The sequence below is a fragment of the Pseudomonas abietaniphila genome, assembly GCF_900100795.1.
Lineage (GTDB): Bacteria > Pseudomonadota > Gammaproteobacteria > Pseudomonadales > Pseudomonadaceae > Aquipseudomonas > Aquipseudomonas abietaniphila.
Window position 1 is genome coordinate 67,174 of record NZ_FNCO01000014.1, and the last position, 21,283, is coordinate 88,456.

At 60.0% G+C, this 21,283-nt stretch carries 20 protein-coding genes and 1 pseudogene; 12 read left to right on the forward strand and 9 right to left on the reverse strand.

Translation table 11 applies throughout. The features are described from left to right. Positions 1-52 precede the first annotated feature (52 nt). The 5 genes from BLS87_RS23730 to BLS87_RS23750 all read left to right on the forward strand — a co-directional run bounded on the left by BLS87_RS23730 (position 53) and on the right by BLS87_RS23750 (position 4,492). Positions 53-991, forward strand: coding sequence for a LysR family transcriptional regulator (locus tag BLS87_RS23730; protein ID WP_074756527.1), 939 nt, complete (start codon positions 53-55; stop codon positions 989-991). 120 nt (positions 992-1,111) lie between these two features. Continuing rightward, positions 1,112-2,083 (forward strand): hypothetical protein, encoded by a 972-nt coding sequence (locus BLS87_RS23735; RefSeq protein ID WP_074756278.1) that lies wholly within the window; start codon positions 1,112-1,114, stop codon positions 2,081-2,083. A 41-nt stretch (positions 2,084-2,124) separates the two neighbouring features. Beyond that, positions 2,125-2,445 (forward strand): hypothetical protein, encoded by a 321-nt coding sequence (locus BLS87_RS23740; protein WP_143024470.1) that lies wholly within the window; start codon positions 2,125-2,127, stop codon positions 2,443-2,445. A gap of 144 nt (positions 2,446-2,589) precedes the next feature. Continuing rightward, complete coding sequence (ypfJ, locus tag BLS87_RS23745; RefSeq protein WP_074756282.1) at positions 2,590-3,483, forward strand: KPN_02809 family neutral zinc metallopeptidase; 894 nt, start codon at positions 2,590-2,592, stop codon at positions 3,481-3,483. 4 nt (positions 3,484-3,487) lie between these two features. Continuing rightward, positions 3,488-4,492 (forward strand): hypothetical protein, encoded by a 1,005-nt coding sequence (locus BLS87_RS23750; protein WP_074756284.1) that lies wholly within the window; start codon positions 3,488-3,490, stop codon positions 4,490-4,492. 749 nt (positions 4,493-5,241) lie between these two features. Here BLS87_RS23750 and BLS87_RS23755 read toward each other — a convergent pair. From BLS87_RS23755 to BLS87_RS23765, 3 genes are all read right to left on the reverse strand, one after another. Further along, positions 5,242-5,847 carry an HAD family hydrolase gene (locus tag BLS87_RS23755; RefSeq protein ID WP_074756286.1) on the reverse strand — a complete coding sequence of 202 codons (606 nt, stop codon included), beginning with the start codon at positions 5,845-5,847 and terminating at the stop codon, positions 5,242-5,244. Continuing rightward, positions 5,844-6,713 (reverse strand): acyl-CoA thioesterase II, encoded by an 870-nt coding sequence (tesB, locus tag BLS87_RS23760; RefSeq protein ID WP_074756288.1) that lies wholly within the window; start codon positions 6,711-6,713, stop codon positions 5,844-5,846. The genes BLS87_RS23755 and tesB overlap by 4 nt, the downstream gene beginning before the upstream one ends. A 126-nt stretch (positions 6,714-6,839) precedes the next feature. Next, positions 6,840-7,403 carry a GNAT family N-acetyltransferase gene (locus tag BLS87_RS23765; RefSeq protein WP_074756290.1) on the reverse strand — a complete coding sequence of 188 codons (564 nt, stop codon included), beginning with the start codon at positions 7,401-7,403 and terminating at the stop codon, positions 6,840-6,842. Positions 7,404-7,530: 127 nt separating this feature from the next. Between BLS87_RS23765 and BLS87_RS23770 the strand changes: the two genes are divergently transcribed. Beyond that, a complete protein-coding gene (locus tag BLS87_RS23770) occupies positions 7,531-8,448 on the forward strand; it encodes a histone deacetylase family protein (RefSeq protein ID WP_074756292.1) in 918 nt (305 codons plus the stop codon). 199 nt (positions 8,449-8,647) lie between these two features. Further along, a complete protein-coding gene (locus BLS87_RS23775; protein ID WP_074756294.1) occupies positions 8,648-9,883 on the forward strand; it encodes a TIGR03862 family flavoprotein in 1,236 nt (411 codons plus the stop codon). Between the two features lie 41 nt (positions 9,884-9,924). On the opposite strand, the gene BLS87_RS23780 is transcribed toward BLS87_RS23775, so the two are convergent. Continuing rightward, the gene (locus BLS87_RS23780; RefSeq protein WP_074756296.1) at positions 9,925-11,106 is read right to left on the reverse strand and encodes an acyltransferase family protein; all 1,182 of its coding nucleotides are present in this window, start codon (positions 11,104-11,106) and stop codon (positions 9,925-9,927) included. Positions 11,107-11,358: 252 nt separating this feature from the next. Further along, positions 11,359-11,937, reverse strand: a complete 579-nt coding sequence (gene rclC, locus BLS87_RS23785; RefSeq protein WP_074756298.1) for a reactive chlorine resistance membrane protein RclC — start codon at positions 11,935-11,937, stop codon at positions 11,359-11,361. 263 nt (positions 11,938-12,200) lie between these two features. Here rclC and BLS87_RS34745 point away from each other — a divergent pair, with 263 nt between their 5' ends. The 4 genes and pseudogenes from BLS87_RS34745 to BLS87_RS23800 all read left to right on the forward strand — a co-directional run bounded on the left by BLS87_RS34745 (position 12,201) and on the right by BLS87_RS23800 (position 15,810). Continuing rightward, positions 12,201-12,665 carry a hypothetical protein gene (locus BLS87_RS34745; protein ID WP_074756299.1) on the forward strand — a complete coding sequence of 155 codons (465 nt, stop codon included), beginning with the start codon at positions 12,201-12,203 and terminating at the stop codon, positions 12,663-12,665. A 357-nt stretch (positions 12,666-13,022) separates the two neighbouring features. Then, a pseudogene (locus BLS87_RS35340) lies at positions 13,023-13,976 on the forward strand (methyl-accepting chemotaxis protein); the annotation flags it as partial. Positions 13,977-14,117: 141 nt separating this feature from the next. Then, positions 14,118-14,831 carry a methyl-accepting chemotaxis protein gene (locus BLS87_RS35345; protein ID WP_425262249.1) on the forward strand — a complete coding sequence of 238 codons (714 nt, stop codon included), beginning with the start codon at positions 14,118-14,120 and terminating at the stop codon, positions 14,829-14,831. A gap of 187 nt (positions 14,832-15,018) precedes the next feature. After that, positions 15,019-15,810 (forward strand): substrate-binding domain-containing protein, encoded by a 792-nt coding sequence (locus BLS87_RS23800; RefSeq protein WP_074756303.1) that lies wholly within the window; start codon positions 15,019-15,021, stop codon positions 15,808-15,810. A 53-nt stretch (positions 15,811-15,863) separates the two neighbouring features. On the opposite strand, the gene BLS87_RS23805 is transcribed toward BLS87_RS23800, so the two are convergent. Together BLS87_RS23805 and BLS87_RS23810 are read right to left on the reverse strand one after the other, a co-directional pair. After that, on the reverse strand, positions 15,864-16,331 hold the full coding sequence (locus BLS87_RS23805) for a metallophosphoesterase family protein (RefSeq protein ID WP_167362096.1): 468 nt from the start codon (positions 16,329-16,331) through the stop codon (positions 15,864-15,866). A gap of 3 nt (positions 16,332-16,334) precedes the next feature. Then, positions 16,335-17,540, reverse strand: coding sequence for an MFS transporter (locus BLS87_RS23810; RefSeq protein WP_074756305.1), 1,206 nt, complete (start codon positions 17,538-17,540; stop codon positions 16,335-16,337). Positions 17,541-17,814: 274 nt separating this feature from the next. Between BLS87_RS23810 and BLS87_RS23815 the strand changes: the two genes are divergently transcribed. Further along, entirely contained in the window at positions 17,815-18,831 is a 1,017-nt protein-coding gene (locus BLS87_RS23815) for a LacI family DNA-binding transcriptional regulator (RefSeq protein ID WP_074756307.1), read from the forward strand. 130 nt (positions 18,832-18,961) lie between these two features. Here BLS87_RS23815 and BLS87_RS23820 read toward each other — a convergent pair whose 3' ends face one another. Together BLS87_RS23820 and BLS87_RS23825 are read right to left on the reverse strand one after the other, a co-directional pair. Further along, the gene (locus BLS87_RS23820) at positions 18,962-19,699 is read right to left on the reverse strand and encodes an SDR family oxidoreductase (RefSeq protein WP_074756309.1); all 738 of its coding nucleotides are present in this window, start codon (positions 19,697-19,699) and stop codon (positions 18,962-18,964) included. A gap of 2 nt (positions 19,700-19,701) precedes the next feature. Next, positions 19,702-21,234, reverse strand: a complete 1,533-nt coding sequence (locus BLS87_RS23825) for an FGGY-family carbohydrate kinase (RefSeq protein ID WP_074756311.1) — start codon at positions 21,232-21,234, stop codon at positions 19,702-19,704. Between the last annotated feature and the right edge of the window lie 49 nt (positions 21,235-21,283).

The window sequence follows — 21,283 nt, forward strand, 5'->3', positions numbered from 1 at the left end:
TGCCCTGCAGTTCTTGTCAGGCTCGCCGCAGTCTTTCACGCGAGCCAATCCCATGACCAAGATTCCCGAGGCCAACGTTATCCACAGCCGCCTGCGCTTGCGCCAGTTGCGGCTGATGCTGGCCTTGCAGGAATTCGGCTCGCTGCGTCGCGCCGCCGACAACATCGGCATGACCCAGCCGGCAGCCACCAAGATGCTGCACGAAGCCGAGGATCTGCTCGGTGTCGAACTGTTCGAGCGTCTGCCACGCGGCATGCGCCCGACGCCCTTCGGCGAAACGGTCATCTACTACGCGCGCATGGTCTTCGCCGAGTTGAGCGGCATGCGCGAGGAGCTGGTGGCGCTGGAGTCGGGCAACCTGGGCCGTGTGGCGGTCGGTGCGATTCCCGCACTGGCGTCGGGCTTGCTGACACGCACCATCGCCAACCTCAAACAGAGCCATCCGCGCCTGTCGATGAGCATTCAGGTCGACACCAGTGACGTACTCGTCCAGGCCTTGCTGCAGGATCAACTCGACGTGGTGTTGGGGCGGATTCCCGGCGGCGCACGCGCCGAAGAACTGCTGTTCGACAGCCTGGGCGAAGAAGAACTGTGTGTGATTGCCGGCGCGAAAAACCCGTTGGTGCAGGCCAAGGACCTGAGCTGGTCGGCGCTGCAAAATGAAACCTGGGTGCTGCAACAGCACCCAAGCCCGATGCGCGCGATCGTCAATCAAGTGTTCCACAACGCGCGGGTCGACATCCCCAACAGCATCGTCGAAACCACCTCGATCATGACCCTGCTCTCACTCGTACAGCAGACCGACATGCTCGGCATCACCCCGGTGTCGGTGGTCGAAGATTACGCCGGGCGCGATTTGCTGGCAGTCCTGCCGATCAGCTTTGAAGCCCGCCTGCCGCCGTATGGGTTGATCACGCGTCGTCATCGCATCCAGTCGTCGGCGATGCAGGCGTTCATCAGTTCGGTGAAGGCTGAGCAGGGTGATGCGTAGGAAGTCTCCTCTCACAAAAGTAGGGACGTTCTGAATTTTCTGAAAGCGCGTCCCAGCGCATCGTAAGTACCCTGCCCTTTTCCCTATCCTGCCCCGCTCGCATTCTTCAGGGACAGGAAAATGGCCGTCGGCAGCAAGCCTTATGTGTTCATCAACGATCAGTTTCAGCACTACCCCACCCTCAAATCGAACGTAAGTGGCGGCGCAAAATTCGACGCGCTCAATGCTTACATCCGCAACACCATGGTCATGCCCGGTCAGCTCATCGTGGTGGGCGACGAATCGACCCCGAAGATCTCGGCCGAAGAAGCCGAAATGGTGCGCCTGGCCTACGGCACTCATCATTCCCTGTTCGGGAACCAGGCCAGGGCCGATGGCGACATCATCAAGAACTACGACCTGCTGCAGCAGATGCTCGGTTACGGATCGCTGGGCCTGGGCTCAACCTCCGGAAGCTGGAACACCCACCTCAAGGGCGTTGAACAAACGCTGCAGGATATCGAACGGCTGTATCGACTGTCCCTCAAACGCGGCACCCCGATTGCCCGCCAGGAATTCATCAACCAGCGCAAAGTGCTCTTCACCAAACTCGACACCCAGCTCGAGGGCATTGCCCGCTGGGGCACAGGAATGCACAACAAGGGCTCGATCAAAAAGATGCTCGGCATCTCGACGAAAAGTTACCTGCACACCCAGGAGCTTCGCGGGTACTCGCAGCGGCTTGGTCACATCGCCAAGGCTTCGAAATTGTTGCGAATGGGAACGCCGGTCGGGATTGGGTTGAATGCGTGGTCCACGCATCTGGAAATCAAAGAAGCGTGCTCGACCGGGAGGGAGGAGATGTGCCGCAAGGCGAAATATGTTGAGGGGTCGAAGCTGGTTATGGGTGTTGCGGGTGGAATGGGAGGAGGGGGTTTCGGGACTGTAGTGCTGGTACCGGTTTGTATGATCATCTTCGGCGTGACGACCGCTGGTGTTGGTGCAATCGGGTGCGGGATCGTCGCCGCTACGATGGGCGGATACGCAGGGGGAGTTGCAGGTGAGGCGATTGGCGAGGGTATGGGCGAAATGATTTATGAGTGGAGGCCATAATGCCAGTCTTGGGCCTGTTATGTTTGTTTTGGGGAGTCTCCATGTGGAGCAACCTGATCCTGCTGATGTGCTTCACCTCTAAACAAATCGATTTGCTGGAAACACGTTTGTCCGGATGCCGGTGCATCTCCGACACTAAAACGCTTTGGCAAGGCGGCATCTTTGGCAGACATATGCGACTGAATATGGTGTTTATGGTTATCTACATGCCGGGAGTCATGTACCGCAAGGGCCACATAACCAAAGACGCTCACCTCAATATTCCCCGCCGGTTGAAATGGTGGATATGGGGCCTATATGGTTGGCTTTTGACGAACGTGAGCGCGATGGCCGCGCTGTATTACTTTATAAAAACTTCTTGATATCCCTTCCTTCGGCGCATGCCCCGACGTTAAGAAGGCATGCTCTGAACCATTCCCCGCTCCGCCCCCTCTTAGTCCCAACAGTCAGACGCCGCACCTCCCTCGCCGTCTACACTTCCTACACGACAAAAAGAGGATTCCTCCATGCTCTGGAAAAAAGGACGTCGCAGTGACAACGTCGTCGACGCACGCGACGACACCGGTGGTGGTGGCGGTGGCGGCATGCGCATTGGGGGCAAGGGGCTGGGGATCGGCGGGATTGTGATCATCGTCGCCATCGGCCTGTTGACCGGGCAGGACCCGATGCAGATTCTCGGGCAGCTCACCGGTCAGGTGGGCACGCAGCAGACGTCGGCGGTCAATCCGCAAACGCGGCAGGCGCCGCCCGCCAATGATGAGCAGGCGGATTTCGTGCGGGCGATCCTCGGGGACACCGAGGACACCTGGGGACAGATCTTTCAACAAGGCGGGCGGCAGTACAAAAATCCGACCCTGATCCTGTTCCGTGGTCAGGTCCAGTCGGCCTGCGGCTATGCGACGTCAGCCAGCGGGCCGTTTTATTGCCCCGGCGATCAGCGCGTTTACCTGGACATGGATTTCTTCCGGGAAATGACGCAAAGGTTCAAAGCGGCAGGGGATTTCGCTCAGGCTTACGTGATTGCACATGAAGTTGGCCATCATGTGCAGACCTTGCTAGGGGTTTCAGCTAAAGTTGACGCCGCCCGCCAGCGTGGCATGCGCATGGAGGGCGACAACGGTCTGTTGGTGCGTCAGGAGCTGCAAGCTGACTGCCTGGCCGGTGTTTGGGCCGCGAACGCACAAAAGCGTTTGAACTGGCTTGAGCCCGGTGATATTGAAGAGGCGCTGAACGCCGCCAACGCCATTGGCGATGACCGCTTGCAGCAACAGAACCAAGGGCGTGTAGTACCGGACTCGTTCACCCACGGGACGTCTGCCCAGCGCGTGCGCTGGTTCAAGACAGGTTTTGCCCAAGGACAAATCAACCAATGCGATACATTCGCCGCCAAGAGCCTCTGATCACATGATGAAACCGCTTTCGATCCTGTTGTTGGGCACCCTGATGAGCGTGACGGCTCATGCTGCGGATCAGGCGGTCAAATCCATCAGCCCCGACCGGCTGCTGATCAATGGAACGTCCCAGGCCACGCTGGGGCTGAGTCAGAGCTGGGTGCGCCCTAGCCCTCAGATTCAGCGGGTGGTCATTGTGTTTCACGGGCGCCTGCGCAACGCACAGACCTATCTGCGCAGCGTCGAGCGCGCGGCGAACCAGTCCAAGCAGCGGTCCAAAACCCTGCTGATCGCGCCGCAGTTTCTCGATGAGAAAGACATCGCCGCGCACCATTTGCCGGAAACGATCCTGCGCTGGCACGGCAATGACTGGATGGCCGGTGATAAATCACTCGGTTCCAAGTCAACCGGCGTCAAGCCGATCAGCTCGTTCGTGGTCATCGACCACATCCTCAAGCGTTTGAGCGACAGCAAACTGTTCCCGAACCTGAAAGAAATCGTGATTGCCGGGCATTCCGGGGGCGCTCAGGTGGTGCAGCGCTATGCGTTGATTGGCGGCAAGGAAGACGCGTTGCTGAAGAAGGAAGGCATCAAGCTGCGTTACGTAATCGCCAACCCGTCGTCGTACGCGTATTTCGACGCCACGCGACCCGTGCCGGTCGATGCGGCGACGTGTCCGACGTTCGACACCTGGAAATACGGCCTGAATAAACTGCCCGCCTACGCGGACAAGGAAACCGCCGCAGGGCTTGAAGCCGGCTATGTGAAACGCGACGTCACGTATCTGTTGGGCGAACTGGACACCGACCCGAACCATCCTGCGCTGGACAAGGATTGCGGCGCAGAAGCACAAGGGCCGAACCGGCTGGTGCGGGGGCATAACTACTTCGATTACCTGACCAAGCGCCATCCGGAAGGCCTGAACCAGCGTCTGATCGAGGTGAAGGGCGTCGGCCATAACGGCGAAGGGATGTTCACGTCGCCTGAAGGCCAGGCGGCGTTGTTCAAGGGGAATTAAGGACCGCGTCTGCGGGGGCGAGGAAACGGTCACTGGATGTCGGCTAAGTACCGGCCCTGTGGGAGGTTCTATGGTTCTCAGACCAGTGGTGTCAGTCCGTTTCTTGAGTGGCGAATGCCTGACAGCATGCGCCATATCCCGGATGACGCGGAGCGTCATTGAATGGGTTACCACGCGGAGCGTGGGAACCATCAGGTTGCTCGCGATGGGAGTGAGCCAGTTTCATCAAGGATGAATGACACACCGCATTCGTCAGCAAGCTGACTCCCACAGGTTTTGTGCTCCGCCAGTGACAGGAATTCTTTACCCAAAACAGCGCAAAGCGCGCTTCGCTCTTGATCTTCATACCGCAGCAGCCCAGACACCACAAAACGCGACTTGGGTGCAGGCTGAACGCAGGCGGCGTGGAGTGGGCCGAGCGGCATGGATGCCGCGAGAGCGCCGCAAGGACATGGATGTCCGTTCGGCGCGGGCCCACGGAGCGTCGCCGGAGTGAAGGTATTCCGACGAAGGAGGAACCAAGCCAGGAGCAAAGACACTTGGTTACTTGGTGTCCTTTCAATTAACCCGCCGAAGGCGGAACAGTTTGGCCGTCAGGACAAACCAAACCCTCAGCCGTCACCCCAAACAGTGGAAATGCACACCATAAAAGCGAGCTAGTTCGCGCATGCGTCAATACATTCGATGTATTGATGTCGGCTGTACGTCAGCCTTCGCGAGCTTGCTCGCTCCCACCGGTTGCACAGGTATCAGGTATCGCGTCCTTGCTGCAGCATCTCCCGCAACACCCCACAATCACTCGCATGCCAGTCCGTGAGTTCCGGCCAGGGGTTTTCCGGGAGGTTGACCAGCACCGTATGGGTGCCCGCCGCTTTCCCGCAGGCCAGGTCGAACTGGTAATCGCCGACCATCACCATCTGCGAGGGCTCGACGTTCCAGGCCTGGGCCAGTTTCAGCAATCCGCCGGGATCAGGTTTGGGCAGCGCTTCATCGCGCCCGAGCACGTCTTCCACGTTGAAACAGTCGGCAATGCCAATCGCCTCCAGCGTGACATGCGCCAGTTCTCGCGCATTGCGGGTGAGGATGCCCAATCGATAGCCTCGCACGGCCAGTTCCCGGACCAGCTCGACCGCTCCCGGCGCCGGTTTCGACGCGACGGCGAGCTCGCGCTCATGTTCCAGCAACCACGCATGCTTCTGCGCGGCAACGTCCGCCGGCAATGCCGCCAGATGGCTCAGAATGTCGTCTTCCTGCGGGATGTCCAACGCGCGCTTGATGGCGGGAAAATCATGCACGGCGATGGTCAGGGTGCCGTCCATGTCGAACACCCAGTGACGCAGTTGCGAGAGGCTCACGACCAGTCCTTGCGATGGCGAATCAGGCCTTCCTGACTGACCGACGCGACGAGCTTGCCGGCCCGGTTGTAGACGCTGCCCCGCGAGAAGCCACGCGAGTTGCCCGCCCATGGGCTGTCCATGGCGTACAGCAACCAGTCATCGGCTCGCAGTTCCCCGTGAAACCACAGCGAATGGTCGAGGCTGGCGATCTGCATGTCTTTCTGCCAAACCGTCTTGCGGTGAGGCAGCAGCGAGGTGGTGAGCAGATTGAAGTCGGACGCGTAGGCGAGCATGTACTTGTGCAACGCCGGGATGTCCGGGAGCGTGCCGTCGGCGCGGAACCAGACGTACTTCACCGGATCGGTCGGCTGGGGGTTATACGGGTCGGACTCAGTCATCGGGCGAAACTCGATGGGTTTCGGGCACAGCAGCTTGTCCTTCATGTGCGCAGGAATCAGGTGCTCGCGCTGACGCATCAGTTCGACTTCAGACGGCAGGTTTTCCGGGCCGACCACCTGAGGCATCTGGCTCTGGTGTTCGAACCCTTCTTCGTCGTACTGGAACGATGCACTGCAGGTGAAAATGGGCTGGCCTTTCTGGATGGCCGTCACGCGGCGGGTGCTGAAACTGCCGCCATCGCGCACGCGATCAACCTGATAGACGACCGGAAGATGGGCATCGCCGGGACGCAGAAAATAGCCGTGCAGGGAATGAACATGGCGCTCGTCCTCCACCGTTTTGCTGGCCGCCGACAACGATTGGCCAAGCACCTGACCGCCAAACAGCTGGCGAAAACCAAGGTCCTGGCTACGCCCACGGAAGAGGTTCTCTTCAATCGGTTCCAGGCTCAACAGCGACACCAGATCATCCAGCACATGGCTCATTCGGGGCTCCTCGCACACAGTCGTCACACACCATTCATTGCACAGACCGCCCACGGAGGCCGAAGCACAGCCGTCACGGGGCGGTGGGCGAGATGATACAGGTGTTTGTAGCCCGATTCCCACGATTCACAAGGTCGCCAGCCACTGCTGGCGGTTGATGCGATAGAGCACGTGAGGCCGCAGCGGGTGGCCTTCTGGCAGATTCGGATGATCGAAATCATCGGCCGGCGTGTTCTGCATGCCGATGGCTTGCATGACTTTCTGCGACGGCAGATTACTGACCGCTGTGAACGACACGATTTCGTCCAGCTCGACATGCTCGAACCCGCAGCCCAGGACCGTCCAGGCCGCTTCACTGGCATACCCCAGGCCCCAGTGTTCGCGGGCCAGGCGCCAGCCGATTTCCACCGCAGGGGTGAATGCCGCGTCGAAACCCACCACGTTCAGCCCGGTGAAACCGATGAATTCCCCGGTGTCCTTACGTTCCAGCGCCCACAGACCAAAGCCGTATTCAGCAAAATGCCCCCGCACGCGACCAATCATCTTGGCGCTTTCGAGCCGTGTGAGCAGCGCAGGAAAATACCGCATCACCTGTGGATCGGCGCACATGTGTGCAAAGGCTGGCAAATCATCATCTCGCCACTGACGCATCAACAAGCGTGCGCTGTTGAGCTCAAGTATCGGCTCCATTGAACATCTCCCCTGCCCCGCACCTCAAAGTGTTTACCCGTTACAACCACGACGGCACGCGCCAAATCGCTGTGCGGTCGCGGTCATAACTGGCAAGATTCCCCGTCGAACCCTACGCGTACGCACTATGTCCCTGCCGCTTATCTATCACGAAGACTACAGTCCGGCGTTCCCGCCCGACCATCGTTTCCCGATGGACAAATTCCGCCTGTTGCACGACCACCTTATTGACAGCGGACTGACCACGGATGCTCAGTTATTCCGTCCAGAGGTCTGCCCGGACGATATTCTCGCGCTTGCCCATGACCCTTCGTACATCCGGCGTTACATGGATGGCGACTTGTCGCGCGAAGATCAGCGTCGTCTGGGGCTGCCCTGGAGCGAAGACCTGGCCCGACGCACCGTGCGCGCCGTCGGCGGGTCGTTGCTGACCGCCGAGAAGGCGCTGCAGCACGGTCTGGCCTGTCACCTGGCGGGCGGCACCCATCACGCGCATTACGATTATCCTGCGGGGTTCTGCATCTTCAACGACCTGGCGATCATCAGCCATTACCTGCTGCAAAGCGGGCGGGTCGACCGGGTGTTGATCTTCGACTGCGACGTCCATCAAGGCGATGGTACGGCGCGGATTCTCGAACACACGGACGACGCGATCACCGTCTCGCTGCATTGTGAAAAAAACTTCCCCGCGCGCAAGGCCCAGAGTGATTGGGACATTCCGCTGCCGATGGGCATGGGCGACGACGATTACCTGAAGGTAGTCGATGACACGCTCAATTACCTGCTGCCGCTGTATCGACCCGACCTGGTGCTCTATGACGCGGGTGTCGACGTGCACAAGGACGATGCGCTGGGCTACCTGCAATTGACCGACGACGGCGTGGCGCGTCGCGATGAAGCCGTGATGCGCCATTGCCTGGCGCGAGACATTCCGGTGATGGGGGTGATCGGCGGCGGTTACAGCAAGGACCGCGAAGCCTTGGCGCGTCGGCACGGGATTCTGCATCACAGCGCGCAGCGGGTATGGAGCTCGGAAGGGTTATAGCAACCGGGCGCGAACAGGCTTACCCACATCCACTGTGGAACCGCCTGTGGATAACCTGAGCGCAACGCGACAGACGCCATATGGTGCAAGGTGTAGAGCGGGTTGTATGTTTTTTGCTCAATAGTTGTCCACAGGCCGTTCGTTTGCCCTGCACCTCAGTTAGAATGCGCGCCCCACGTCAACGATCCGCAGCTTGCCCATGACCTCAGACACGTCCTCCCCTGCCCCCACTGTTGCCATCATCGGCGGCGGCCCTGCCGGTTTGATGGCGGCCGAAGTGTTGAGCCAGGCGGGCTTCAAGGTCGATCTGTACGACGCAATGCCGTCGGTGGGACGCAAGTTTCTGCTGGCCGGCGTGGGCGGGATGAACATCACCCACTCCGAGGCCTACCCGGCATTTCTGTCGCGCTATGCCGAACGCGCCCCGATGATTGCGCCACTGCTGCGCGGCTTCGGTGCCGAGGCGTTGTGCGAATGGATTCACGGGCTGGGCATTCAAACGTTCGTCGGCAGTTCGGGCCGCGTATTTCCCACGGACATGAAAGCCGCGCCGCTGCTGCGCGCCTGGCTCAAGCGTCTGCGCGACGCGGGTGTCGTTATCCACACCCGCCACCGCTGGCTGGGCTGGAATGCCGACCACAGCCTGCGCATTGCCCACCCGGAAGGCGAACTGACTCTCCAGCCCGCGGCGACGTTGCTCGCATTAGGTGGCGCCAGTTGGGCACGCCTGGGCTCGGACGGCGCGTGGTTGCCGTTACTTGAGGAACGCGGTGTGCCCGTCGCACCCCTTCAAGCCGCGAACTGCGGTTTCGAGGTGTCGTCCTGGAGCGATCTGTTGCGCGACAAGTTTGCAGGCGCGCCACTGAAGAACATCGCCATCGGCCTGCAAGGGCATCCTCTGCGGCTGGGCGAATGCGTGCTGACCCAGACCGGTGTCGAAGGCAGTCTGGTCTACGCGCTGTCGGCGCAGATCCGTGAGGCGATCAATCAACAGGGCTCGGCCACGGTGGAGATCGATCTGCTGCCGGGGAAAAGCCTGACCGATGTGCAGAAAGCATTGAGCAAACCACGCGGCGCCCGCTCCATGTCCAAGCACTTGCACAGTCAGCTTGGCATCGACGGCGTGAAGGCAGGATTGCTGCGTGAATTGGCGCCTGTCGAGGCGTTCGCTGATCCGGCGCAGCTGGCCCAGGCCGTGAAGCGGTTGCCATTGACGCTGATCAGGCCCCGCCCGTTGGACGAGGCCATCAGCACGGCGGGCGGCGTTCCCTTTGAGGCCCTCGACGAGCGCCTCATGCTCAAGCCTTTGCCGGGCGTGTTCTGCGCCGGAGAAATGCTCGACTGGGAAGCCCCTACCGGCGGCTATCTGCTCACGGCCTGCTTTGCCAGCGGCCGCGCGGCAGGCCTGGGGATGGTGCAATGGTTGCGCGGTTGAAGGACTCATCACACCCGTAGGCGAGCTGAGCCCGCAATGGCTTATGCCACTCGATCAACCCGCTGTTCCATGGCGGGCAGTGCCCCCTGCTTGTCCGCCGCCGTTTTGGCGTTGGCAGAACCTCCAAGCACGCGTTTGCCCAGTTCGTAGCCTTTCATCTCGACGTACTTGTGCGCGAACCCTGCAATCACGACACAAAACACAGCAACCGCCACCACAAACAGGTTGTTGCCGAGCATCGATCCTGTGTCCATGAAGCGCTGACCGCCGATCATCGGCGCCAGCTCCAGGCCCGTGACTTTCTGCGCCACGATGAACACCGTCGAGAGGCAGAACAGGAACGCTGCATGGGTCATGTAGATCGAGTACGACAGTTTGCCCAGCAGGACGAACACGCCGGTCTTAAGCAGCGCAGACACCAGGCCGCCTTCGAACGCGAACAGCAACACCAACCCGCAAAACGTCAGGCTGCCAACGGGCGAGCGATAGTCGAAGTCGTTCATCACGATCCAGTAGGTCGCGTACATCATCGCGCACTCAAGAACGGTCATCAGCCAAGGCCGGGGCACGAACTTGTCCCGGATGAGCAGGTACACCACATAGGTGATGTTGCCCGCGAAGAAGCAGGACAACCCGAGCATTGCCCGCTCGACCAAGGGCTCGTTCTCGGAAAAGATCAAGGCAAAGGCCGTCAGCGATATCGCGGCGAACAGCAGGAAGCGGTTTCTCATGGAGAACATGCACAGGGCGCCGAACAGCATATAGATGTAGAACTCGATGCTGATGGTCCAGGACGGATAATTGAACGACATGGTTTCCGTCAGTGTGGTCCAGGCCTGAACCAGGAACAGGTTGGGCAGGATTTCCTTCGGCGCGAAAAGCCCGGTAAAAGGCACGTTGTTCAGATAGAAACCCTTGTTGTAGGCGATCCAGCGGACCGTCTCGAACAGGATGAATACGGCCAGCATCACCAGGTGCAGCGGATAGAGGCGGAACACGCGGGAAATGAAGAAGGATTTGAACGAAAGATTCGGCTTCATGCCGTAGGTGTGAGCGAGAACAAAACCACTGAGGACAAAGAAGAAATTGAGCAGTACCTCGTCTCGTCGGAAGAACGGCAGCTGGATGAACGTGTCGACCACATGCAGGTGGAAGAACACGACCAGCAATGCGCAAACACCTCTGAAACTGTCGAGTGTGGTGAATCGCTGAACAGGTTTCATAACGCAACTTCCATACTGGTTAGAAGACCGCCACCCTCGGCGGAGACTGAAGCCAGTACACGGTATTTTGTTCGGCCCAACCTCGACAGTTGAAATATTTCATCCCTGATACAGACGAGGGAGGGAAAGTTGACGTCAGCGTTTGACGCGTCTGACTAAAGGGTCATGCACAGACCTGATGGTCAACTGTTCGTCAGATTGCTCGACGAAATGCTGACGCCATCAGGCCCGTCTTCAGGGTCTCGGTACCCGTCACTGTATTGTCTTGCCAGACCGCAGCAACTGACGCGCCGAGTCCGCAATCATCACCACCGCGCCTGCGAGCATCAGCACATCCTTGAGCACCAGACGGCCTCCGCCAGAGAGGTAAGGGAATCCATAGTTGGCATCGCCAAGGTTGGAGACCCAGGCTTCGGGTGTCGTGAAGAGAAACGAAAGGGTCACGATGGGCGTCAGGAAGGCGAGGATCGAACCGAGCATGCCCAGACGACGAGAGAACCCGTATGACAGCACCAGCAAGCCGATCAGGATTTCGACGGTGCCCAGACCGTCGGAGAACGCATAGGTGTGGTTGCTGACCTGCCATTCGCGTTTGACCGGGTCCAGTTGGCCTTCGTGGGTCAGGTGCTCCTTGTACTCGTGCGGGTGTTCATAAAAGAACGACATCACCGGGCTGTTGGCCACGAACGGGGTAATGCTGTCGGCCTCGTAGGGCACGAACTTCAATGCACCGATCCAGATAAAGATGATGGCGACGCCGATCCTGATCAGGTGGATGCCGAGTTTGTCGAGGCGGGAAGCCTTTTGCAGCAGGGTATTGAGCGTGAGCATGGCGTTGAGCCCTTGGTGATTTCAGTGGACTCAAGGTTAAGGAGACGCGGATCTCAGGTTACGTGCGATCCGCTCAAGCTTTTGCGCAATCGTCTCAAACCGGATCGAGGGTACTCCGTGTTTCTTCATTCGCCCGTGGGGACTTTCCCACTATCAACCACAGCGATGATCGCTACCAATACGATTGACTTCTTAATAATCCAGCGCCGCGTAACATTGCCTCCATACCGAGTTAACAACTGACGAATTCTGGAGCAACCCTCATGAAAACCAACTCACTGATCCTTGGCCTGGCCTTCTCCGTACTGGCAAGCAGCGCATTCGCTTTGCCCGCTGTCGATGCCAGCCAACACCTGAATTCGCCGGTCGTTGCCGAAAACGGTTCTGACCACACCGGCCTGGGTCGCATCGCTGCTGACGGCGCCGATCGTGTCGGTGCCAACCGTGTGGCGGCTGATGGCGCTGACCGCGTTGGTGCTAACCGTGTCGCTGAAAACGGTTCTGATCACACCAACATGGGTCGCGTCGCTGCTGACGGTGCTGACCGCGTAGGTGCCAACCGCGTTGCTGAAAACGGTTCTGACCACACCCAACTGGGCCGCATCGCTGCTGATGGTGCTGACCGCGTAGGCGCCAACCGTGTCGCTGAAAACGGTTCTGATCACACCAACATGGGTCGCGTCGCTGCTGATGGTGCTGATCACGTCGGTGCAAGCCGCCTGAGCTGATTCACCCTTCGCTCCCTCCCAGCCCGGCCTTTGCCGGGCTTGATTGTTTTTGGGCTCCGCGAACGCCCATGCCAAGGCTCTCCACGCGTCCCGGTAAGAAAAAATCCCGCCATTGCTCCGACATTTCTTACAGATTTCCCGGTTCCCGCCGATGCATTCGTACATTTGAATGTTTTGCTGGCTTTATAGAACAACAACTCTCCAGCTGACGATTTCAAAAAATGGACATTCTGGAGAATTGTGATGAAGAGCTGGTTCGCCAACATCAGCGTCAATATGAAGCTGGCCCTCGGGTTCGGTGTCGTACTCGTTTTTACTGCCCTGCTTGCACTGATCGGCTGGAACAGCCTGGGCAACATGACGTTCCGCAGTGATCGCGTGGCAGACATCACCAAACTCGGCTACAAACTCACCGACCTGCGCGTGACCCGTCTGCAATACATGCTCAGCAACGGCGATGAGGCCGTGGCCCAAACCGTGCAGACCGCCCTGGACACCTACAAGGCTCAACAGCAATACCTGCAGACCACGTTCAGCAACCCGCTGAACGTACCCGCGATCAAAGCGTTGGGCGATCAGATCAGTGCCTATCAGAACTCACTGAACAAGATGCGCGATGGCTATAAGACCAGCGCCAAAGTACGCGCCGATATGGGTGTCGATGCCGTGAAGGCGGCCGAGTTGATCGCTGCGATCAACGCTGACGTGATGAAGCTGGACCCGACCGACGAACGTCGTTTCGAACAGTACCAGACCATCATCAAGGCCAAAGAAGACGTCATGCTGGTGCGCTACGAAGTGCGCGGTTACACCGGCAACGTCAACGCCAAGACTGAAGAAGCCGCCACTCGTCAGCTGTCTGCCGCCATCAGTGGCCTTGAGAAATTGAATGCGACGTTCGGCAGTACGCATGCCGATCGGTTGAAACAGCTGGAAGCGTCGCTGATCGGGTACCGCAACTCGGTTCAAGGCTTCAAAGCCGCCACCGACAGCATCAACGCCGCGCGCGCCGAGATGACCGAAGAGCAAGCCCAGATCATCAAACTGAGCCAGCAACTGATCGACATTCAGAACACGCTGGGCGAGTCCGATGTTCATGAAGCGCGCACGTTGCAAATCGGCGGTACCCTGCTGGCGCTGATCTTCGGTGCCCTGGCGGCGCTGATCATTACTCGCCAGATCACCGGCCCGTTGCAGGAAACCCTGAAGGTCGTCGACCGCATCGCATCCGGCGATCTGTCACACGACATGATCGTTACCCGCAAGGATGAGCTGGGCGTGCTGCAGCATGGCATTCAACGCATGGGCACCACCTTGCGTGAACTGATTGGCGGCATCCGGGACAGCGTGACGCAAATCGCCAGCGCCGCCGAAGAACTGTCTGCGGTCACCGAGCAGACCAGCGCTGGCGTCAACAGCCAGAAAGTAGAGACCGACCAGGTCGCCACTGCCATGCACGAGATGTCGGCCACCGTTCACGAGGTCGCGCGCAATGCCGAACAAGCGTCGGTCGCCGCCTCCGATGCCGACAAGCAGGCCCGTGATGGCGACAAAGTCGTCGGCGAAGCGATTGCACAGATTGAAAAGCTGGCCAGCGAAGTGGTCCGCTCCACGGACGCCATGAGCGTTCTGGAACAGGAAAGCGACAAGATCGGCAAGGTGATGGACGTGATCAAGGCCGTTGCCGAACAGACCAACCTGCTGGCGCTCAACGCCGCGATCGAAGCCGCTCGCGCAGGCGAAGCCGGCCGTGGATTTGCGGTCGTGGCCGATGAAGTCCGTGGCCTGGCGCAGCGCACCCAGCAATCCACCGAAGAAATCGAAGGCCTGGTTGCCGCCCTGCAGAACGGCACGCGTCAGGTCTCGGACATCATGCTCAGCAGTCGCAACCTCACCGACAGCAGCGTGGCGCTGACCCGCAAGGCCGGTACTTCGCTGGAAAGCATTACCAACACCGTCTCGAACATTCAGGCGATGAACCAGCAGATCGCCGCCGCGGCCGAGCAGCAAAGCTCGGTGGCCGAAGAAATCAGCCGCAGCATCCTCAACGTGCGAGACGTCTCCGAACAGACCGCCGCCGCCAGTGAAGAGACCGCCGCGTCCAGCGTCGAACTGGCCCGTCTGGGCAACCAGTTGCAGATGCTGGTCAGCCACTTCAAGGTGTAAATCGGAAAACAGGCCGCGCCGGGTTCAACACCCGGCGCGGCCTTTTTTTAACTGAACCCAGTGTGGCAAATGGCGTCTGTGAATCCGAGGTCGCAAGAAAGGGATTTACTCAGCGCACATTTGCCACATACTGCCCGCGCTGTTTTTATTCGTCAGATTCACCTCTAACAACGCCAGGTTCATCTTCATGAAAAAAATTCTGCCTTACCTGCTGAGCGCCGCCATCACCTTTATTCCTGCGGCTTTTACCCACGCGGCAACGGCCACCGCCCCTGTTCAACTGATCGTCTTGAGTTCCGGCGGCATCATGGGCGCCTTCAAGGCCGTCACCCCGGATTACGAACAACGCGTGGGCGTCAAACTGCAAGGTGAAGTGGCACCGTCCATGGGCGCAACCCCGCAAGCCATCCCCAATCGCCTTGCGCGTCAGGAACCTGCCGACGTGGTGCTGATGGTGGGTGCCGCGCTGGACAAGCTGATCAAGGACGGCAAGGTCGATCCGAAAACCCGCGTCGATCTGGGCAAATCCTATATCGCCATGGCTGTCCGTCACGGCGCGCCGCACCCTGATATCAGCACCATGGAAGCGTTCAAACAGACCCTGCTCGACGCCAAGACCATCGCGTATTCCGACAGCGCCAGCGGCGTTTACCTGTCACGCGTTCTGTTCAACCAGATGCACATCGCCGACCGCATCCAGAGCAAAAGCCACATGATCCCGGCCGAGCCCGTGGGAGAAGTGGTTGCTCGCGGGGACGCCGAGATCGGCTTTCAGCAACTGAGTGAATTGAAGCCGGTGGACGGGATCGACATCATCGGGCTGATCCCTGATCAGGCCCAGCAGATGACCCTGTATTCGGCCGGTGTCGTGACCAAGAGCAAACACCCAGAGCAAGCCAAACAGTTCCTGGAGTTCCTGAGCTCGTCGGCGGCAGCGCCTGCGATCAAAGCCAGCGGACTGGACCCGATTGCGAAGTAGGGCCTTCGCAAATCTCTGTGGGGGTGAGCAAACTCACGCCCACAGCAGGCATTTCAACTCAGGTCCAGCTCGATCAACTCGCCTCGCACATCGAGGCCGTCGATGTGCAGCATCCCGACCGTGATCGGCAGCTTGAAGCGCCGTGGCCCGGCGCTGCCCGGGTTGATGAACAGCACACCCTGTCGCGTCTGCTGCAGCGGCTTGTGGGAATGCCCGGTCACCACCACGCTCACGTCAGACGGCAAAGTGTCTGGCACGTCCGCCAGGATATGGGTGACGTAGATTGCCAGGTCGCCAATCCTCAGGGTTGCTTCGTACGGCACCTGCGACGCCCAGGCATCGTCGGTGTCGTTATTGCCCCGCACCACCGTCAGCGGCGCGATGTCTCTTAGAGCGTCGAGAATCCCGGGCTCGCCGATATCGCCACCGTGGATCAGGTAATCACAGCCGCGCAACGCCTCAAGCGCCTGCGGTCGCAGCAGACCGTGGGTGTCTGCAATAAGGCCGACCTTGATCGTCATCGGTCAGTTTCCTGCCGATGAAACAGCCGCTTGCCGGGACTGCACCCGCTTCATGCTGAGCATCGCCAGCAAGGCGACCAGCGCCACCAGCGATGCGAAAAACTCGCCGACATGAGGCAAGCCAAACGCCTGCACGCTGAAACCGACCGCCACCACCGGCACCGAAATCGACACGTAGAGCACCACAAAGAATGCGGAGGTCACTGCGGCCTTCTGATCAGGCGGACTGCTCGCGGTCACCGCCCCCATGCCAGAGCGCAGGATCATGCCCTGCCCGATCCCCGCGAGCAGGCCGGCAAGAATGAGCAGCAGTAACTGTGCGGTGGCGATGCTCAGTCCCAGGGAAATCATGCCCAGCATCAAGCCCACACAGCCCAGGTTCATGTGTTGCGATTTAGGAAGCCACTGCAACGACGCCTGACCCACGATCGATGCCACGAAGAACAAGCCGATCACTGCACCGATCACCAGCCCGCCCCGCGCCTCCATGATGTGAATCATCACCGAGGGCACCATGCTGGTGAACAGTCCAGCGACGCTGAAACCTGCCAGTCCGGCAATCGACGCCGAGATGAAAACACCGCGAACCGAAGCCGGGACCGAGGGTTTCTGAATGCCGAGTTTCAATTGCGCCGGACGCTTCACGGTCTCGCGAATCACGGCAATGCCCAGCGCGGCCAGGAGCAACAACACAAGGTGCACGTAGAAAATCAGGTGCAACGGATCGTCCAGGTACTGCGAGGTGAAGCCTGCCAACAAGGGCCCGAGCCCCAGTCCCAGCATGTTCGCGGCGGTCGCCATCAACGTGGCGTTCTTCCAGGATCTTGGCGCCAGTTCAATCACCGCCACCGTCGCCGTACCGGTCATGATGCCGGCCGAAAACCCCGAGAACAGGCGCCCGATCAGCAAGCCGCCTATGGAATCCGTGCACAGGAAAATCACCGCGCTGATGGCCCCCATCGACAACCCGGCGAGCAACATCGGCCGCCGCCCCAACTGATCCGACCAACTCCCGACCGCCAACAACGCTGCGATCACCCCCGCCGCATAAATGGAGAAGATGATCGTCAGCCAGCTGGCATCAAAGCCCAGCCGTTGCTGATAGATCGCATAAAGCGGTGTCGGCAGCGTGGTACCCACCATCGCGATCAATAACGCGGCGGCCGCTATGAAGAAGTCGCGGGAAGAAGGTGAAGCGGGCGAGGTCATGAATCCTCCAGACCAATTAAACGGACACACATTATTCGCGGATTGCGTACAAAGCGCTGGAAAAGTTTCTCCGGGCAATGGACCGCAGCGCTAACCGTTGCGTTCGACTGAACGCCCGGGCATCTGCGCAGAGCCACGGAATATGGCGATGAAAACGTTAACATTAGAGGCCGTGACAGCACCGCGTTCGCCCGCCATCGTGCTAGCCTTGCGCAATCCTGCAACGATGCGGCCTTCCCGCCTGTTGTCCCGTTCCAACGTCGCCAGAAGTCCAATGAGCAAAAAAACGCCCGTCACCATTTCCGACATCGCCCGCCGCGTGAACATGACGCCGGTCACCGTTTCCCGTGCGTTGAACAAACCCGATCTGGTCAAGCCCGCAACCCTGGCGCGGATTCTGGAGGTGGCGCAGGAACTGGACTATGTGCCCAACGCGTTCGCCCGAAGCCTCAAGCGCAGCGAGAGCATGATCATCGGCGTGATCACAGCGTCGGTGGACAACCCGTTTTACAGCGAGATGATCAAGGCGATTTCCCGCGAGGCGAAAAAACACGGCTACACCATCATGCTGGTGGACACCGATGGTTCGGAAGAGCTGGAGCGTAAGGCCGTCGACACCCTGCTCAGCTATCGCGTCGCAGGCATCATCCTGTCTCCGGTGTCGGATGAACCGGAGTATCAGCCCGCTTACCTCAGTCGCCTGAGCAATGGCGAGATTCCTGTCGTGCAACTGGACCGCGCGCTGCACGACAGCCCGTTCAGCCATGTGGTGTTGGACAACTATCACAGCGGATTGAAAGGCGCGCGCTACCTCTTGTCGCAAAACCCGGCGATGGCACGCCTGCTAGTGTTGACGGGCCCGGCGCATTCGCGGATTTCCGAGGAGCGTCTCAAGGGTGTGAAAGCTGCCCTCGCAGAAAGCGGCAAGCAGGTTCAGCTGGATGTGTTTGCCGGTGATTACACCCTGGCGCCTTCGTACCAGAGCACACTGGATTACCTGAGCGAACAGTCAGTGCCCGATGCGATCTTCGGCTTTAACCAATTGATCACGCTCGGTGCGATGAAAGCACTGCGTGACCGAAACATCGCGCACGAGAGCGTGCCCATCTGCGGCATCGACCGGTTGCCGTTCGCCGATATCTTCGGCATCCCCATCGCCTGCATCGCGCACGACGCGTCACGCGCAGGCAGCAGCGCCGTGACCCTGTTGCTGGAGCGCATTCAGGATCGCTACCTGCCGAAGGCGAAGGTGGTGATTGTGGGCGAGCTTGAGAATGGGGTGACGGGCTGAGTGGCTGATGCAGAACCTGTAGGAGCTGCCGGGGTGGCGCTCCACCTTGTCCCGCGAGGGCGATCTATCTGGAACCATCGCGTTGCCTGACAAGACGCCATCGCGGGCAAGCGCGCCTACAGATTGCACGTTATTTGCTGGTATACCCCCCATCAATCGGTAGCGAGACGCCACTGATCATCGACGCCGCGTCGCTCAGCAGAAACAGAATCGGCGCCGCGACTTCCGAGGTCTCGGCAAAGCGTCCAAGCGGGATGGCCGCCAAGGCCGGATCGCGCTTGCTTGGCTCGCTCCAGGCCATCTGCGCCATCGGGGTCAGGGTCACGGTCGGGTTGACGCTGTTCACGCGAATTCCATGTTTGCCCCATTCGCCACACTGCACACGGGTCATGGCGTCCATGGCACCTTTGGATGCGCAGTAACTCAGGTGGTCGTTCAGAGCCACCAGCGACGCCTGGCTCGACACATTGACGATGCTGCCCTTGACGCCCTCGCCAATCATCGCCTTGGCCACGCTGGCCGCCACCATCGCGGCCGCGCGCACGTTGACCGTCATCACCTGATCGAACGCCGAGGCACTGACCTCGGTCGCCGCTTCCAGAATGGAAATGCCGGCGCAATTGACCAGGCCGTGCATCACCGGCAACTGCGCGAGTATGGAAGCCAGTTGCACCTGATCGGCCATGTCCACGCGCAAGACCTTACAGCCCTGACCGGCCAGTGTGTCCAATGCAGCCGCATCGCGCCCCATGGCATACACGCCGGCGCCGGCGCTGAGCAGCTGCTGGGCAACTTCCCAACCGATACCGCTGCTGGCGCCGGTGACCAGCACACGCTGGCCGCTGAAATCAAAACGGGCGGTGTTCACATTCACGCTCCTTGCAGACGATGCATGATCGGTTTCAGCGCCGGGTACAGCGCCACGTAATCGGCGAACAGGCGCGAATAGAGCGCGACGTTGTCCGCTTGAGGCTCTGCCCGACGCTCTAGTTGAACCCAGCCTTTGTGTACCTGCTCTTCATCGACCAGCCCGACTGCATGAGCGGCCAGCAGCGCGGCGCCGAGGGCCGCCTCGACCTCCTGAACGATGGTGTAGACCGGAAAATTAGTGACGTCGGCAATGATCTGCATCCACAGGTCCGAATGGCTCGCGCCACCGACCACGATCAACCGAGGGTCCAGAGACTGCGCGCCTTTGGTCCCGGCCTCGATGTTGTGGCGCAGCGCGTAGGTGACGCCCTCCAGCACCGCGCGGTACAGGTGAATCCGCGTGTGATAGAGGCTCAGGCCGACAAAGCTGCCGCTGGCTTTCGCGTCCCAGACCGGGCTGCGCTCGCCCATCAGATAGGGCTGAAAGAGCACGCCGTCGCTGCCCGCCGGAATCTTCGTCGCCGCGCGTTCGAGGATGACGTGGCTGTCTTCGCCCGTCTCGCGCCCCTGTTGCTCTTCCGCCTGACAGAACTGCTCGCGGAACCAGCTGACAGAAGCGCCAGCGGTAATCGCGCCGCCAAAAATGTAGAGGTCTCTGGCGCCGTTGAAGACGTGGGGAAAGCTGACCAGGCCATGCCGCGCATCGACCTGTTGATTGAGGTAACCCCAGCACATGCTGGTGCCGATCATCGCGACATGGTTGCCGGCTTGCGTGACGCCCGCAGCGAACGTCGCCATTGCGGCATCAACGCCGCCGCCCAGCACAGGCGTACCTGCCGACAACCCCAGACGTTCGGCCCACTCGTTCAGCAGGCCACCGACCACGTCCCCTGAATGCACCAGACGCTCGGGCATCATCGATTGCGGGATACCCAGTGCGTCGAGCATTTCTGTCGACCAGCCTCGTTCCTCGACGTCGTAAACGCCGCCAATATTGCCGGCCGAGCTGTGATCGACCGCCACTTCGCCGGTCAGGCAGTAATTGATGTAACTGTTGGGCGGCAACAGGTACAGGGTTTCAGCCCAGACGCGTGGTTGTTTGTCCTTGAGCCAGAGCATCTTGGTAAAGCCGTAATAGCTGTCCACCGAGTTGCCGGTGATGGCATGCAGGCGTTCCAGATCGACGTTCTGCCTGACCCACTCCACCTGTTCTTCGGCGCGTCGATCCATCCAGATCAGGCACGGGTAGAGCGGTTTGATCTGCGCATCGACCGCAATGCCGGAGCCGCCATACAGGCTGCTCACGCACAGCGATTTGACGCTGTCTTTGGGCACGGCGCTTTTTTTCATACAGGCGGCGACGCAGAGTTCCACCGCGTCCAGCCACACCTGAGGCCATTGCTCGGCCCAGCGCGGTTTAGGGGTATCGACCTTGTAGCTGTGACTGTGCTGCGCGACGATGCGGCCCTGAGCATCGACCAGCAATGCCTTGGTGCTCTGGGTGCCGATGTCGACCCCGATGACGTATTCCATCTTCGTGCGCTCTCTTGTTATTGGGTGTTTTACGACAGTCCGAAGGTGC